This is a genomic window from Candidatus Nitronauta litoralis (assembly GCA_015698285.1).
Classification (GTDB): Bacteria; Nitrospinota; Nitrospinia; order Nitrospinales; family Nitrospinaceae; genus Nitronauta; species Nitronauta litoralis.
The window spans coordinates 138,112-153,636 of the sequence record CP048685.1 but is presented as its reverse complement, the minus strand read 5'-3'; the positions used below and the strand labels follow the sequence as shown (position 1 = coordinate 153,636).

Genomic DNA, 15,525 nt, shown 5'->3' with positions numbered 1-15,525 from the left:
CGACCGAACAGGTACGCAATCACCTGCTTTCAATTTTTTATCAGGATATTTCCAGGCCTGATCAAAGGCCCATACCTGTTTTCACCATAGCCGATGTGAAAAAACTGGCAACAGGGCTGAAGGCGGCTCTCAACAGGGTAGAAGACGGTGACTATATCTATTTTGGATTCCAGGCGGAAAAAGGTGTGACCGAAGGAGAGATTTTTTCATCAGTAGGAAAAATACACTGGCGCTTCCTTCGTGTTAATGGGGTGGACTATTCAAACCATTTTCTGGGGACAACCAAGCCTACCTGGAGGTTGGTTAGGCGAACTTCAGGCCAATCGATCTATAAAGAAAAAACCGGGCTGATCAAGGTCACGAAAGAGAACTGGATCATTGTTGATATAAAGATGCCCAAATTCACTCGTAAACAGAAGTTAAGGAGCCGCAAGCCTGCATCGACCAAAAGGACTCCTTCAAAAAAACAAACTGAAATTCTCAATGTTCCCACTCATCAGTCCGGGCAGATCAAGGAAAAGTTGAAAAGCCTCAAAGAACTGTACGACAATGGTCTGATTGATGAGCAGGATTATCAGAAAAAGAAAAACGAAATTCTTAATCAAAATTTTTAAGTCTTTTGGTTTGTCCAGACATTAGCTTGTAACTCTCTCCCTCAACACATCGCTTCTTTTCCTGGATCCAGAAAAACCGCTTTTCCAAGACCTGTTCACCTGTAAACCATCGTAATTCCCTGATACTTTCACGCTCTCAATCAAATTAAATATAGCCCTAACACAGGGCTAACAAAATCTCTATAGCATCCGCTTGTGTTTAGTTATCCAGTGATTGGCCTGAAAATTGAATCAGGTCATTAATTCAAAGGAGGAAGGTTTTGACATGAGAACAACCTGGTTATGTTTGAGTATTTTGCTGGGTTCATTGGTTGCTGTTGTTCCGGTTCAAGCAGATATGTCTCAAGGAGAATTACGCTTGAAGGCGATGGAAGAAAAATTGAATGCCCTTCATGAACCGGATTTAAAAGTCAATTATGGGCCGCATGGAGTTAAATCGACAAAGGATGTGAAAGCCAGTTATGGGAAAAAGGGGTTTCGTTTGGAGACTGGCAACGAACTGTTTCAAACCAACCTGCAGTGGCGGGCACAAATGCGTTATTCCGGAGTTCATTCAAGCGATCCCAGGTCTCCTGGAGACTTCACCCGTCTGGGAACCAGTAATTTTGAACTGCGTCGGGTTCGAATGAAAATCGGAGGACATGGGTACAAGCCCTGGCTCAAATATTATTTTGAAGTTGATCTGCAGCCTTCCACCAACACCCTTGGCGGAAACCAGTCTCGCAACACCCGGTCCCGTGTTATCGACTGGCGTATCGATGTGCAGCCCTGGGATTTCCTGGGAATTCGCGTAGGTCAATGGAAGGTTAACTACAACCGTGAGCGTGTGGATTCATCTGGTCGTCAGCAGTTTGTTGAGCGGTCCATCGTCAATCGTCAATTCACCATCGATCGTCAGGTAGGTGTCATGGCACAGGGTCGTTTGTTTAAAGGCACCCATGCTGAATTGCGCTACTACGCTGGTGTATTTAATGGCGAAGGTAAAGGGGTAAACAACCCGGATGATAATCACATGTACATGGCCCGTATTCAATGGAACTTTCTGGGACGCGACCTTAAGTGGCGCCAGTCCGATGTCAAGTTTCATAAAAAACCTGCCGGAAGTCTGGCCTTCGCGACCGCCCACAACACGGGTGTTTGTACGCGCTGGAGCTCCAGTGGCTGTGGCAATCTCTCCCGCTATGTTGCTCCGGGAACTGCAGGGCAGCAGACTGAAGCGTATGAAATTGAGCAGTATTTAGAGGAGTTTGCATTTAAATGGCAGGGGCTTTCTCTTCAGCAGGAATACCATTGGAAGAATATCCGTGACACTGCGAACATCATCATGGTCAATAAGGACTATATGGATGGTGGTTATGGTCAGATCGGATATTTCCCACACGGCTTGATTTCGGCTGTCCCGGAAGGTCTGGAAGTGGCTTTCCGTTACGCTGTAGTCAATGAGCCTGACCGGAGCATCGTGCCCCAAGGTGTCTTCAACGAGAACATGCGTGAAGAATTCACCGGTGCTTTAAATTATTTCATAGCAGGACATAACAACAAGGTCACTTTGGATGTGTCCTACCTGAATCTACAGGATGCCTCTACCAATCGTTTTTATGACGATGGTCGTGTAAGGCTTCAGTGGGACATTTCCTTCTAATGAAACAGTAATTACAAACCCGGAGTTTTATTTCCGGTTTTAAAGCTTCACCTCCTCCTGAGAAGAGCCTGTATCCCTCACCGGGTACAGGCTCTTTTTTTTATTTTTGGAAAACTTTTTATATGAGTGGTGGATGGTAAAAACCTCTTGATTATGAAAGGGCTGTTGCATTATGATCCGCCCATGCGTATTTTTTTTATCGTATTAATATGGATACTCGGGCTTTCGTTGACTTCGCAGTCGGCCTTAGCCTCCCTTCATCATCACCATCCGGAGAAGGAAAAGAATCCATTTTCAAGGCCAGCCCATAAAATGGGGCATCTGCATTGCGTCCACAATGCGCTTCATCAGGGTAAACCCTGTCCCCATGTCAACGGGATGCCGATGGAGGCTCCGGTTGAACGCCGTTTGATTTCAAATTGTGGGGGGCCGGTTTCTGGTTTGCCCGTAAACCATTTTTCCTCCTTTTCGTTTTTCTGGGATGAAGTGTCATTGATATTGCTTGATAATCCCAGGCAGATCAATTTTGTCGTTTTTTGTGATCAACATCCGGGAAAATTAGTATTCGATCCTGCCATTCCCCCTCCGCAGCATTTCTAATTCTTTTTTTAAAATTTAGTTCTCCAAGTTAACGGGAAGGGCACGCCTAATTCCGCAATGCGCGGTTTTGTGCGTTCTTTCCTCCTCTTGAATTAGAAATGCATTTGTATCGAGTGAGGAAATTTCATGAAAACGAGACATATTGTTTGTGGGGTGATCTGCACCCTGGTTGCAGTGTTGTGTGCTTCCGCAGGATTCGCGGCTGACAAAGCTGCCAAAGTACAATCCATCCAGTTAAAAGAAGTATTTGTCACTGCCAACCGTGAAGAACAGCTTGAAAAGGATATTTCCCAATCTGTTGGTTCAGTGGGAACTGAAGCGATTGATGTGACCACCACTAATGGACTCCACGAGATAATGAACCGGATTCCCGGTGTGGTGGTCAAGAACCGTTTTGGATCAGATGACGTGGTTATTTCCGTTCGTGGTTCTGGTATTCGTTCGAACTTTGGCGTTCGAGGCGCGTTCATCATGATTGATGGAATTCCACTGACTGAGCCCGATGGCCAGACCCGGCTTGATGTAATTGACCTGGCTGCGGTTGAGCGGGTTGAGGTCGTCCGAGGGCCCGCTTCAATTATTTACGGAGGGAATACATCTGGTGGTGTTATCAATCTCATCACTAAAAAAGGTGAAGAGGGGTTTCATTCTGATAATCGCATTATGGGTGGCTCCTTTGGATTTTTCAAAGCCTACACCTCAGCGTATGGGACTGAAGGAAACTTTAGATACCACCTCGGCGCAAGCCACACACAAAAGGATGGGTATCGTGCCCATTCAAAGACAGAAGGGCAGCGCTTTAACGGTAACCTGGAATGGGAGCTTGACGATAAGTCTTCCCTGCAAATGATGTTGGCGGCTGCAGCAGTGGATATCAAAATTCCTGGAGGCATCACACGTGCGCAGATGCTGGCCAATCCAAGATCAGCTCTGGCTAATAACGTTACTAATGATTTCGCCAGGTATGATGACCGATTTCGTTATGGCGTAAAATACAGGCGGGAATTGACCGATCACCTCACCGGGTCCGTCACAGGTTACTGGGATTGGCGGAGATTGGACCATCCTATTTTCCAGTTTATTGAGATCGATCGCATAGCCACAGGTGGTGATTTCCGTTTGTCATATGACCGTCCTCTGTTTGGCCACGACAATAACATGGTGTTTGGGTACAACATCCAGTACCAATCGTCCGATACCCAGCGTTATCAAAATGCAGGTGGAAACCGGGGTGCCTTAACGGTTGATGAAGACACGGTTATTGATAACAGTGGTGTGTACTTCCAGGATCAGTTTTCCATCCTCCCCAATTTAAAACTCACAGGAGGGGCGCGCTGGAGTCTTGTTGAGTTTGATCTGACAGACGATTTCCCCGCAGATGGGAACCAGACTGGATTTCGGGATGTGGAAGAAGTGACGTATCATGTTGGTTTGAATTATCAACCGACAGAGGAAATCACCCTGTTTGCCAATCACAGCACTGCTTTTGAAACTCCAACGGAATCGGAATTCACCAGTGGTCTCACCGGTGGATTTATCAACCTCATGCCCATGCTGGTCGATAACTATGAAGTGGGTGTTCGGGCGGGGTTTGATGTTTTGGGAATGCCGGGCCAGGTTCAGGTGTCCTGGTTCCATATGGAGTTCGAAAACTTTCTTCTGCCGAGAACGGTGGGTTTTAGAACCACTTTTTCCAATGCTGGAACGGCTGAAAATGAAGGTGTCGAAGTGGGGTTGGCGATTGACCCTCTCCCGGACCTTCACTTTGAGACCACTTATGCATACAGCGATTTTGATTTCACTGCTGGCGCCTTTACAGGAAATCAAATGCCCGGACAGGCTCCACATATCGTATTCGGCCTGCTTGAGTACGATTTGTTTCTCCCGTGGGACATTATGCTGAAGCCTGGAGCAGAAGTCAGATGGAGTGATGGGTATTTTCTGGATGACATCAATACCGTAACGAACTCTTCTTTCACAACGCTTGCTCTCCGCCTGAATGCAGAGCGTGGAAACTTCGGTGCTTTCATCCGGGTGGACAATGTTGCGGATGAACTGTACAGCGATGGAAGTGGAATTAACTCTTCCGGAGGAAGGTTTTTTAATCCCGCAGATGGTCGGGCTGTATCCGGGGGAGTGAGTCTCAAGTTTTAATTTCTTTACCTGCTTAAGTGTCCCGGCAATTTCAGGGATCTTCTCCTAAGGAAATGGTGTTGCGGTATCTGATTGGATACCGTGACCTCATTCCTGGTGAGGAAAAAAATTTACAAAAATACATTGGAGATAAAATGAAAAACTTACTTTATAAAGGACCTCTGGTGTTTGCCCTTTTATTTTCTGGCGCCTGTTCATCTACATCGTCAACAGTTGAACCTCCGAAAATTGCTTCGATTGCCAGTTCACCCGTACATGAAAGTGATCTTGTTTGGGAGAGTACTCCGCGGGTTTTAGGGCCGGGTTCGGGGGCGCAGCTTTGGGTGCGTGCATCAGAATCAATCAACATGATCCACGCCATGCCTGGCGAAAAGGGTTCAAATCTTTATTATAAAAATTCCCATAATGAAGGTCACAGTTTTGAGCATGCAAAAATAATTAACAAAGTTCCAGGGGAAGTGAGCGCCCACGGAGAAAATAATCCCCAGCTTCGTATGGGACCGGGAATTGGTATTTATGCTTTGTGGGAAGGGGAACGTCAACTGAAATTTTCCCGTTCAATGAATTTTGGAAGAAGCTTCCTGCCTCCTGTTCAGGTAAACGATGATAAGGGGCCCAGCAGCCATTCTTTTTTTACTATGGAAACCTCCGCACGGGGTGAAATTTATGCTGCCTGGCTTGATGGACGCGACAAGGCTACCGAACCCCCGGGACATTCATCAATTTACCTGGCGCGCTCAATAGATCAAGGAGCTACATTTGGGAAAAATATAAAGGTTTCGGGGAATATCTGTCCGTGTTGCCGACCCGCTCTTGCAATTGATCCAAACGGGACGCTTTATTTGGCCTGGCGACATATATTAAAGGGGGATGAGCGTGTGATCGTAGTAGCATCTTCTTCTGATTCAGGGAAAACCTGGTCAGCTCCGGTTCCTGTTACCAAAAAAGGATGGGTTATCAATGGGTGTGCCCATTCGGGCCCGGCTATGAAATGGATTAAGGGAAAGCTTATTCTAACCTGGTACACCGCCGCTGAAAATAAAGCACGATTGTTGATGACCACTTCCAATGATGGAGGAAAAACATTTTCTTCACCGAGGTCCATTCATGGACCGGTGCTGGATCCAAACCATCCACATATGGCTGAAGTTGGAGGGGAAGCGTGGATTATTTTCCAAGGGCGCTACCCGGACAAACAGGATGGTTGGGGCGCTGCCATTCCCTGGGTGACTCGAGTAACAGCGGAGGGTAAGACTACAAAACCGCAGGCATTACCTGCAGGTGAAAATGGAATCGCTTATCCGCAATTGTTTCCAGGAAACGGGGGAAGATTGTATGCTGTGTGGATCGAGTTTGGGAAAAAAGGACCACAAATGATGCTCAGTCGAGGTCGGTTAAAACCTGGAAGTTAAGCTGGGTCAATCCAGAGTTTCATGAGTGCAACCAACTGGGCAAGTTGTTTGGCGGCAGCATTCAATTCTTTTATCTTTTTGGCGAACAGGTGTTTGTGAATGGACTGGCTGACTTCTTCGGTGAGGAGGTAGCCGTATCGAGTCCCGATGCCCGGTGGAGCGAATTCAATAGAACTTTCTTTTGCCGAGGGAGCTGTTGTTTCAGAGGGAAGAGCCTTTATATCTTCTACAAGCGTTTGTATACTTTCTCCATAGTTGCAAGTCATGCAGGATGCACTGTCTGTGCTGTAGTCGACTACAAGAAAAGACGGATTGCCTGAGTGAAAAGGGCAGGGTCCCAAAGAAACAAATCTTTGTCCTGTGTTTTTCAGGGAAGGCAAAAGGCTGGCCACCTGTTCCGCAAGGTGGGGTGAGATCATAAAATCCTCCGAAGGGTTGGTGGAGCGTAGCGGATATTTAGTGGCTCTAATCGACACCTGAAAAATTTCCAGGAAGTTTTGCCAGAGAAAAATTTTTAAGCTGGTTTCTGAAATGCTTCAAAAAGATCAGCCATGTCCATGGTGAAAACTCTGGAGGCTCCAAAACTCCTGACAATTCCCGGTTGTCTCAAATGCAGGACTGGCGTAAATCCAGTTTGGAAAACCGTTGGAGAAAAGAAAGCAGAAGGAACAGAATTTTCCTGAGGAGGAGGGGATGCTACAATACATCGGTAATGAAGGAGTGTTGTGCATCTCTCCTGAATTCACGGGAAGTCTACATCAAAAATTTTTATTTTTCTAGAAGGAAGGATTCAATTGTGAAAAACGATGGGAGCCTTAGTGAAGAAGGCAACAAAATGCTGGCTGAGTGGATTGGAATCCGAAAGGATTTGGAAAGCCGAAAGCAACAGCTCTCTGGTGAAGACCTAAGCAATTTGAAACTAATGGAAGCCGAACTGGATAATGCAAAACTTAAGGAAGCGGATTTAAGTACTACCTATTTGATCCGCGCTAATTTATCCGGAGCTGATTTGTCCGGCGCGGATTTATCCAACGCTGTCCTTGCAGAAGCAAACCTGACGGGTGCAAATTTTAGCGAAGCTGAAATGCTGGATACCTGGCTCAATGGTGCGGATTTATCCGGTGCGGTGAACCTTACCTGCGACCAGATCGAGGATGCCAATATTGATCGTGATACTAAACTCCCGGATTACATCAAAATTTCCTGGAACGACAACGGAACTTTTGACTGTTCTTCCTAGGTGTATGAATCTAAGAAAGGGTTTTTTTTAGTACTCAACAACGGATTGACCGGCATCGTCTACACTGATGCTGCCGCCCCAGGTGCACATCAGGGTGGAGTCGTCTGTCAGGGCAGGAAGGTTGTTGACCGTAATGGTCGGGCTTCCAACGATCCATGGTGAAACGGTCATGGGGACACAGGTGACAGGTGTATGAACGCCCAATGCTGCGGCCGTAGCCGCGGCCACCATGGGGTTGGAGCTCAGGTTGCATTGACCAAATGAGGCAACGTTCATATAAGGAACGTAATCCATAATGGTCGCCTGAGCGTTGTCGTCTGAGGTGATCATGGCGTTCAAAACAGTCAGGCTGCACGAACTCTGCCCGACAGAACCAGCACAGGAAATTGTTGCTCCGTCGCAAACCAGATAGCCCATGATTTTTCTCCCAATAAATGTTTTGTTCTGCAACGTTCACATCTATTGTAACACGCTGTAAAATTTTCAGGGGTGAGAAACTCCGACCATTGGAAAACCGGCTTTCAATGTAGAAAGTTGTAAAACCTTGTACGGCTCTCAAAGATAGAAAGCAAAGAGAAAAAAATGAAATCAACTAAACGAGCTGTTGTTCTTATTGGTCATGGTGGGGTGCCGAAAGACCTTCCAAGAGGCTGGGTAACTGAATTGAAACGGATGGAAAGCGAGCGTCGGGCAAAAGGCGGTGAACCCTCTCAAATGGAAATTGAGGCAGACCAAAAAATTCGTAATTGGCCAAGGACTCCGGAAAATGATCCCTACCGTATGGGACTTGAATCGTTGGCGGTCCAATTAGAATCCTTATTGGAAGATGAACGGTTGGTAGTGGCCTACAATGAGTTTTGCTCGCCATCCATTGAAATGGCGGTGACGGATCTTGCCAATGAAGGATTCAGTCAGATCGCTTTAGTGACCACCATGGTGACTCCGGGCGGGTCTCATGCTGATGGCGAAATCCCGGAAGAGGTGGCTAAATTGCAGAAACGTTTTCCCGATGCCCAGATTCGTTATGCCTGGCCCTTTGATCTTTCAAAGGTGGCAGAACTGATAAAATATCAAGTTTCTCAGATAGAGTTTTTCTCAGAATAAAATAGAGAAGAGAATTTATTGATCTATATCCAATCATCCAGATCAAATTGTTCTACGCATTCTGGACTTCTCATATCCATGAATAGATCGGATTCACTGAAATTGAAATGATAGGTCTCCAGTCTTTCGGTTTTTAATCCGGCTTCCTTGATTTTTTTTTCAATAGTCTCTGCTTCTTCAGCAGATCCATACTCAAGAACAACGGTAAATCCGGTTGCAGCCGTGAATTTAATGATATGACGGGGGTCGGACATGAAAACTCCTTATGAGGTACACCTGGTTTAATGATGAACTGTTGCTTGACATGCTTATACGCTGCTTTTAACTTGGAGAAGACTCTCCAATTTGAAAGGTTCCCGACCATCATATGCCTAAAAATAGAAAGTCGGTAAATAAAATTACTGGGTTGTATTGCCAATCTGAAGAGTGGCAAAGACGACAACGGTGTCATGATAGTGCTTTGATGCCTGATATGGGTTTTGATGCAATATTGATAGTCATGGTTTTTTTCATTTTTTTATTGTGTGGATTTTCAAACTCCCAGGCCACTCCATTATTCTCTGATCCACCATCCGGAACGCCGGTTTTCCCAGATTCTTCTGGAACGGTTATTCGTTCAAGAGCGGTACAGGTTGACTTGTCACAACTCAAGCTACCAAATGGTTTGCCTGTTTCTCCCGGAATAGATCTCACCCTCAATTTATTTCCCAATGAAAGCTACACGGCCCATATTGAAAGGGTGGAGTCGCATGTTTCCGGTGGTTATTCGTTGATAGGGAAGCTGAAAGGGCAGGCTCACAGTACGGTGATGTTAGCTGTGAATAATGACCAGGTTATGGGGACCGTCGTGACTGATGGGTTTCTCTGTCAGGTTCGTCCGGGGGAGGGGGGAGTCCATGGTATTTTCGATCTGGACCCATCTGCATTTCCACCGGGTGCTGATCCCATTGAGGTTCCTTCAGTGCAGGGACCTGAGTCTATGCAGGATAACCTGGCTGATGATGGATCGCTTCTGGATGTGCTGGTTGTCTACACTTCCGCTGCTCGGCAGGGAGCGGGATCGGCTGCCACCATGCAGACTTTAATTGATCTTGCTGAAACTGAAACAAATACAGCTTTTTCGAATAGTGGGGTCAATCACAGGATACGGGTGGTTCATACGGAAGAAGTGCCTTACAGTGAATCCGGATTTTCTTTTAGCGGGGCATTAAATGATTTAAGGGCGGGTAATGTTCCCAACGCATTGCCACTGCGAGAACAATATGGAGCGGATCTTGTCGTAATGCTGGTAGAAGGCAATAGTAACTTGTGCGGCATCGCATTTTTTATGAGCACAGTTACCAGTTCTTTTGCGTCGAGCGCGGTATCTGTAACCAAACGGAGTTGTGCCACAGGCAATTTTACGTTTGGCCATGAGATTGGTCACAATATGGGAGCGCGTCATCATCGGGAAGCGGACTCGAGTAACGGCCCATTTGATTTTAACCATGGTTATGCAGATTCTACTAATAATTTCAGGACGATCATGGCGACAACGGCGGGAAGCTGTTCCTCTTGCCCGCGAATTAATTATTGGTCCAACCCGGATGTGAATTTTGGCGGAAACCCGACGGGGATTGTAGAAGGAGGCCCCAATGCAGCAGATAACAGGAAGACTCTGAACCAGACTGCTGCAACAGTCGCGGCATTTCGCGAACACGCTCTTCCCATTGCCGGTGATTTTACTAATGCTGCCAGTGTTATGACGCCATATTGGCAAGCGGGTTCCGGCAACTATACTTTTATAGGGCTGACGCATCCCTCGCTTTCTGGAATGGCATCGGAGATCGGGGTCTCGGTAAAAGCCTTCCTTACTGATGGAGGCATCTTTGGACCTGTAGCCGAGTTTACTGTAAATGCGGGGACCACTTCGCGGCTATTCATTGTTCCCTCCAACCACCCAAGCCTTACCAGCGCCAATCTTCCAAATGCACAAATCATTACAGGGCACACTGCCACTGGTACGGGGGGACTTCGTATTGATCCGATCGCAACCAGTCCCAATACGGTAGTGCCTGGAGACGGGTTCCCCGATGTTACAATGCTGGCTTATTGGGGAGCAGTGGTTTTTGAAAGCGGCAACACCGGATTTGCTTTAGAATTCATAGGTGATCTGACCGACTCAGCATCTCATCCTGCAATGGCCGCGGGTCGTTTGCCCAGTGGAGTACGCTGACTCTGTAGTATCCCGAATAAATTTGATATCATTTTGCCCTTCTTTAATTAGGAGAAAATCTTGGGTAGCTCCCTTCAATTTGAAGAACCGCGAATTGGTATTCAGCTTTGGACCCGCTGGGTGGATGGACCTCTGACCTGTATTGATTTTTCTCCCGTGCATCACTGGACAACGCTTGGGTTTGACGATGGCGCTGTCCAGTTGATTGACGATCAGGGACATGAAGCTTGCCGTACTTCAATTGACATCCCAATCCATCACGTTCGGGTAGCTGACTACAAAAAAAGAATCATCACACTGGATGAACACAGTCGGCTGGTATTTCTGGATCTCAAGGGAAACAAACTCCATCAGCAGAATTTCAAGCATTACTGGACTTCTTTCGAAGTGAAGTCCAGTGGCATTGTGGTCTGGGGCTGGCGTTCCCCTCCTCGCAAGTTAAATTTCCAGGGACAGGAAATCCGCACCCTGAACGTTCCCAAACCCTGGAGAGTGGTGCGTGCGATAACGAATGAGGATATGTTTTTCGTTGTTCATAATCAGGTCACCCTCGGGGTGTATAAAGGAAATGGCGCGGAAATCTGGAGCGCTAACCATCCTGTTTCCATTGATCTTTCACGAGAAAATCCATCAGAGATTGCAGCCAGTGACCGTGGTGAAATGGTCGCAGTTTCTTGCTTCGAAAAAGGAGTATATGTTTATGACCTCAAGAAACGGACGCTGCAGCATATAGACCTTGATGCGATGGCATCGAAGGTTTCTGTAAGTGGAAACGGGCGCTGGATGTTACTGTCAGATGCTCTTGGAAAAATTTATCTGGTAGACCGCAATGCTACCATCGTCTGGCAAAAACAACTTCCTTCAAAAGTTTACTTTTGTAAACTGGATCGAAACGGTGACCGCGCATTGGTTTTAGAGGAAAGTGGGAGCATGACCTGTTTTGAATTTTCTGACAGTAAGCGGGAACGTTATGAGTTTCTAGAGTTAAGAAAAAAACAGGATGTTGTAAAGCCGCGGCAGATCTGGGAAAAAAAGGTGCCTCACTTTGAAGGAAACTGGACTGGTGTGCTTAAAGTTTCCGATGATGGACGTTATTTTTTATTTGGCATTCAAAAAGATTTTTATGTTTATAACGCGCAGGGAAACCAGATTTGGAACAAAACTTTTATGGTTCGGAAAGATAACGGCTGGATATCCGGTGATGGTGAAACCATCCTGCTGTCCAATCCGGAGGAGGTTTATTGTGCCCACCCATTATCAGATTTTGAAAACCATCTTACTTTTTATAAGGAGGGCATATCCGACCTTGGTCTTGACCATGCCAGTGGCAGGTTCATGGTGTTTCACAAAATGGGAGGGATTTCACTGTACAATAGGGGTGGTCGAAGAATCTGGAGGCGTAATCTGGACCGGAAGGTCAGCAAACTTCGCCTCAATACAGGTAAAAACCTGGCCGTATTTCAGGGAGTGGGCAAAACCCTGTATACGCTACATTTAAAAAGTTTGAAAGCTGGAAGAATTGTTCTCAACGCCCCGGTGTCGCGGCTGAGAGTCAGCTTGAGTTCTGTTTTTGCCGGAGATGATGAAGGGGTTTGCTATGGTATCGATTTTAACGGAAGCATTCGATGGACGCATGACTTAAAGCAACCGGTAAAACGAATCGTTCCCCTTGAGCGGGGGGTTGCTTTTATTTCAGAAAAGGGGAGAGTTGTCATTTTTCAGGACGATGGAGTTTTACTGGGAGAAAGCCAATTACGTTCCAATCGCTCAATCGTGACTTCCCAGCATGATGAGATACTGGAGTTGTCCCCGGAAGGGCAGTCTATCGGTTGTTACCGTTTATTGAAAAATGAGCGGATCTGGCAGCAGAAATTACCGGGTGGGATTCAGTCAATGGCAGTGGGTCACAAAGGCAACCGGGTAGCGGTTCTTTCAGAAAAAACCCTTCATGTGCTGCGGTTGTTGGATATTGCGGAAAACAAAGTGGATCGTAATTCATATTTGGAATTTTAAATCCGGGTGGTGTTGTAATGGACAAACTAAAGCACGAACTCAACCTTTCGATCCGGGCGCGTTATCCACTTCTTTATCTATTAAGCTGGGAAGAGGAACGGGCGCAAACTCTTCTTGAAGAAATTGGCCAGGCTACTGGAAAGGAGCTTGTGCTTTGGACGCGGACCACAGGTTTTCAACCGGCCCCTCAGTCGGAAGCCAATGAGCGGAAACCGGAAGAGGCTTTAAAGTCAATCGCCAAATCGGGCAAAAAAGCCATTTATGTTTTACGGGATTTTCATTCATTTCTTGAAGAGCCCGAAGTGGTTCGACGATTGCGTGATCTGGTTCATCAACTCAAGCGCAGTTACAAAACGGTGATATTGATTTCACCGGTGCTGAAGATCCCCCCGGAGCTCGAGAAGGATATTACGGTATTTGATCTTCCTCTTCCTGACACAAGAGAACTGGCCGCCTTGTTGCGTAACTTGCTGGAGCCTTACAGAAAATCAGACAAAGTGCAAGTGGACTTATCTTCCGAACTATTGGAGAAAGTAGTCCAGGCAACGACCGGCCTGACCCGTAATGAAGCGGAGAATGTTTATTCGAAAGCTCTCATACACAACCGCAACTTCACTGAAGATGATCTGCCGCTCATCATAGAAGAGAAAAAACAATTGATTAGAAAATCGGGCATCCTCGATTTTATTGGGCTCTCCACTCAGATGGGTGTTGTGGGGGGGCTAGGCAAGTTGAAAGAATGGCTGAGACAGCGTTCCCGCGCCTTCAGCAACAAGGCGCGTCAATATGGTTTGCCGGAGCCAAAGGGTGTGATGATGGTTGGAGTTCAGGGGTGTGGAAAAAGCCTGGCTGCGAAAGCCATCGCAACGGAATGGAACCTGCCGTTGCTCAGGATGGACGTAGGTAAAATTTTTGATTCCTATATAGGGAACTCCGAGGATAATATGCGTCAGGCCCTGGCCCAGGCAGAAGCGATGAGTCCGACCTGTCTATGGTTAGATGAGATCGAGAAGGGGTTTGCAGGAACCTCAAGTTCGGGGCAAGGGGATTCGGGGGTGACGGCTCGTGTTTTTGGAACTTTCCTGACCTGGATGCAGGAAAAAACACGTCCGGTTTTTGTGATCGCAACGGCCAATAATATAGAAGCGCTCCCACCGGAATTATTGCGCAAGGGACGTTTCGATGAAATCTTTTTTGTCGATTTACCGAAACACGAAGAGCGTGAGGAAATATTCAAAATTCACATCAAATTAAAAAAAAGGAATCCTGACAATTATAACTTGAGGTCACTCGCTGAAACTGCGGATCAGTTTAGTGGGGCTGAAATTCAGGAAGCTGTTGTTTCTGCAATGTATGCAGGTTTTGCAGAAAACAGGGAATTCGCGACGGAGGATATTTTGCAGGCTATTAAGGAGACAGTTCCTCTTGCTGTAACAGCTCAGGAGCGTATTGCAGAACTCCGGGAATGGGCTCGGCAAAGGGCCAGGCCCTCCTCCTGATACTGTAAGAAAGCTTAAGAATTGTGTTTCGTGTTTTTCAGCAAAATAAATTATACTGTAATCGTTAATTAGACAGACTTTTTAAATGAAGGACTGCTTTTCTAAAGGATCTTACGGGCCTTTAGAAATTTTAAATTCAGTCAGGCTCCTGTTCGATTGTCTATTTTCAAAAAGCTCTATTTTTAGCTACTGGTTTTACTGATAAGTTTATGAAACGGAGCCGCCGCTGTTTTCTATTTGCAATAGGAGGCGCGTATGTTGTGTCGAAAAATGAGAAGTACTTTGTTGACCGCTGGAATGGCTGCCTTTTTTTTCGGAGGTCCCGGGTTGATATTAGAATCGTGGGCTTTGTCCTTAAATGAAAAAAAGGAAATAGCGCTCGAAATTACCCAGTTGTTTAGGTCCGCCCGGGCTGTCATCTCTGAATACCAGCAAGAGATAAATGATTCCGATATTGGTGATAAAAACCTGCCTCCGGAAAAAGTGATTGAAGAGGCAAAACAACATTACGAAAGAGATACGGGTAAGGAATTTCGGTTGGCAGATGGAGCATCTCTAAAAGGGGTTGGGCAAAAAGCCATGCTCAATGCGATTGATGAGGTGATGAGTAATGCGCAACCTTTGATTAACGAGAGAGGGCGTGGCTATAAGGGGTTCCTGCCGGCAGTATTTGCCCGGCTAGTGGCGGATCGGTTTAATCGGTTGATGAAGCAAAAAGCGTTCATCAAGCTTACTGCGCCAAATAAATATATCCGTAACCGCTCAAACCAGCCGGATCGCTGGGAGGCAAGTATTATTGATAACAAGTTTGGAAAAACAAGATCAAGCGAGGAAAAACCCTTTGTTGAGGAGACGCGTCATCGCGGTCGATCAGCCTTCAGATTAATCATTCCTGAGTATTACAATAAAACATGCCTGCCCTGTCATGGAGGTAATCGAAATGAACGGGATATTACGGGAGCCAGAAAAGAAGGAGGAAAACTGGGTGAACTGGGTGGAGCAATAAGTTTTGTGATTTATAACTGACAGGTG

The 15,525-nt window shown here is 46.4% G+C and carries 14 protein-coding genes; 11 read left to right on the top strand and 3 right to left on the bottom strand.

Going from position 1 to position 15,525, the window contains the following annotated elements; genetic code table 11:
- Positions 1–392: 392 nt before the first annotated feature.
- The 5 genes from G3M70_00645 (at position 393) to G3M70_00625 (ending at position 6,422) form a co-directional block, all read left to right on the top strand.
- Positions 393–614 (top strand): SHOCT domain-containing protein, encoded by a 222-nt coding sequence (locus G3M70_00645; GenBank protein QPJ63658.1) that lies wholly within the window; start codon positions 393–395, stop codon positions 612–614.
- Positions 615–879: 265 nt separating this feature from the next.
- The gene (locus tag G3M70_00640; GenBank protein QPJ60474.1) at positions 880–2,256 is read left to right on the top strand and encodes a porin; all 1,377 of its coding nucleotides are present in this window, start codon (positions 880–882) and stop codon (positions 2,254–2,256) included.
- Between the two features lie 183 nt (positions 2,257–2,439).
- The gene (locus G3M70_00635) at positions 2,440–2,856 is read left to right on the top strand and encodes a hypothetical protein (GenBank protein ID QPJ60473.1); all 417 of its coding nucleotides are present in this window, start codon (positions 2,440–2,442) and stop codon (positions 2,854–2,856) included.
- 126 nt (positions 2,857–2,982) lie between these two features.
- Positions 2,983–5,010, top strand: a complete 2,028-nt coding sequence (locus G3M70_00630) for a TonB-dependent receptor (GenBank protein ID QPJ60472.1) — start codon at positions 2,983–2,985, stop codon at positions 5,008–5,010.
- A gap of 134 nt (positions 5,011–5,144) precedes the next feature.
- Positions 5,145–6,422 carry an exo-alpha-sialidase gene (locus tag G3M70_00625; protein QPJ60471.1) on the top strand — a complete coding sequence of 426 codons (1,278 nt, stop codon included), beginning with the start codon at positions 5,145–5,147 and terminating at the stop codon, positions 6,420–6,422.
- Here G3M70_00625 and G3M70_00620 read toward each other — a convergent pair.
- Positions 6,419–6,841 carry a hypothetical protein gene (locus G3M70_00620; protein QPJ60470.1) on the bottom strand — a complete coding sequence of 141 codons (423 nt, stop codon included), beginning with the start codon at positions 6,839–6,841 and terminating at the stop codon, positions 6,419–6,421. The two genes, G3M70_00625 and G3M70_00620, sit on opposite strands and share 4 nt — an antisense overlap.
- Positions 6,842–7,257: 416 nt before the next feature.
- On the opposite strand from G3M70_00620, the gene G3M70_00615 reads away from it, so the two are divergent.
- Entirely contained in the window at positions 7,258–7,662 is a 405-nt protein-coding gene (locus tag G3M70_00615) for a pentapeptide repeat-containing protein (protein QPJ63657.1), read from the top strand.
- Between the two features lie 27 nt (positions 7,663–7,689).
- Here the strand turns inward: G3M70_00615 and G3M70_00610 are convergent, their stop codons facing one another.
- Complete coding sequence (locus G3M70_00610; GenBank protein QPJ60469.1) at positions 7,690–8,079, bottom strand: DUF4280 domain-containing protein; 390 nt, start codon at positions 8,077–8,079, stop codon at positions 7,690–7,692.
- 165 nt (positions 8,080–8,244) lie between these two features.
- On the opposite strand from G3M70_00610, the gene G3M70_00605 reads away from it, so the two are divergent.
- Entirely contained in the window at positions 8,245–8,766 is a 522-nt protein-coding gene (locus G3M70_00605) for a hypothetical protein (GenBank protein ID QPJ60468.1), read from the top strand.
- A 23-nt stretch (positions 8,767–8,789) separates the two neighbouring features.
- On the opposite strand, the gene G3M70_00600 is transcribed toward G3M70_00605, so the two are convergent.
- Positions 8,790–9,020 (bottom strand): hypothetical protein, encoded by a 231-nt coding sequence (locus G3M70_00600; protein QPJ60467.1) that lies wholly within the window; start codon positions 9,018–9,020, stop codon positions 8,790–8,792.
- A gap of 209 nt (positions 9,021–9,229) precedes the next feature.
- Between G3M70_00600 and G3M70_00595 the strand changes: the two genes are divergently transcribed.
- The 4 genes from G3M70_00595 (at position 9,230) to G3M70_00580 (ending at position 15,519) form a co-directional block, all read left to right on the top strand.
- Positions 9,230–10,981 carry a hypothetical protein gene (locus G3M70_00595; GenBank protein QPJ60466.1) on the top strand — a complete coding sequence of 584 codons (1,752 nt, stop codon included), beginning with the start codon at positions 9,230–9,232 and terminating at the stop codon, positions 10,979–10,981.
- A 60-nt stretch (positions 10,982–11,041) separates the two neighbouring features.
- Positions 11,042–12,994, top strand: a complete 1,953-nt coding sequence (locus G3M70_00590) for a PQQ-binding-like beta-propeller repeat protein (GenBank protein ID QPJ60465.1) — start codon at positions 11,042–11,044, stop codon at positions 12,992–12,994.
- Positions 12,995–13,011: 17 nt separating this feature from the next.
- The gene (locus tag G3M70_00585) at positions 13,012–14,493 is read left to right on the top strand and encodes an AAA family ATPase (protein QPJ60464.1); all 1,482 of its coding nucleotides are present in this window, start codon (positions 13,012–13,014) and stop codon (positions 14,491–14,493) included.
- Between the two features lie 255 nt (positions 14,494–14,748).
- Positions 14,749–15,519: a DUF3365 domain-containing protein gene (locus G3M70_00580; protein QPJ60463.1), complete on the top strand. Its 771-nt coding sequence runs from the start codon at positions 14,749–14,751 to the stop codon at positions 15,517–15,519.
- Positions 15,520–15,525: the final 6 nt, after the last annotated feature.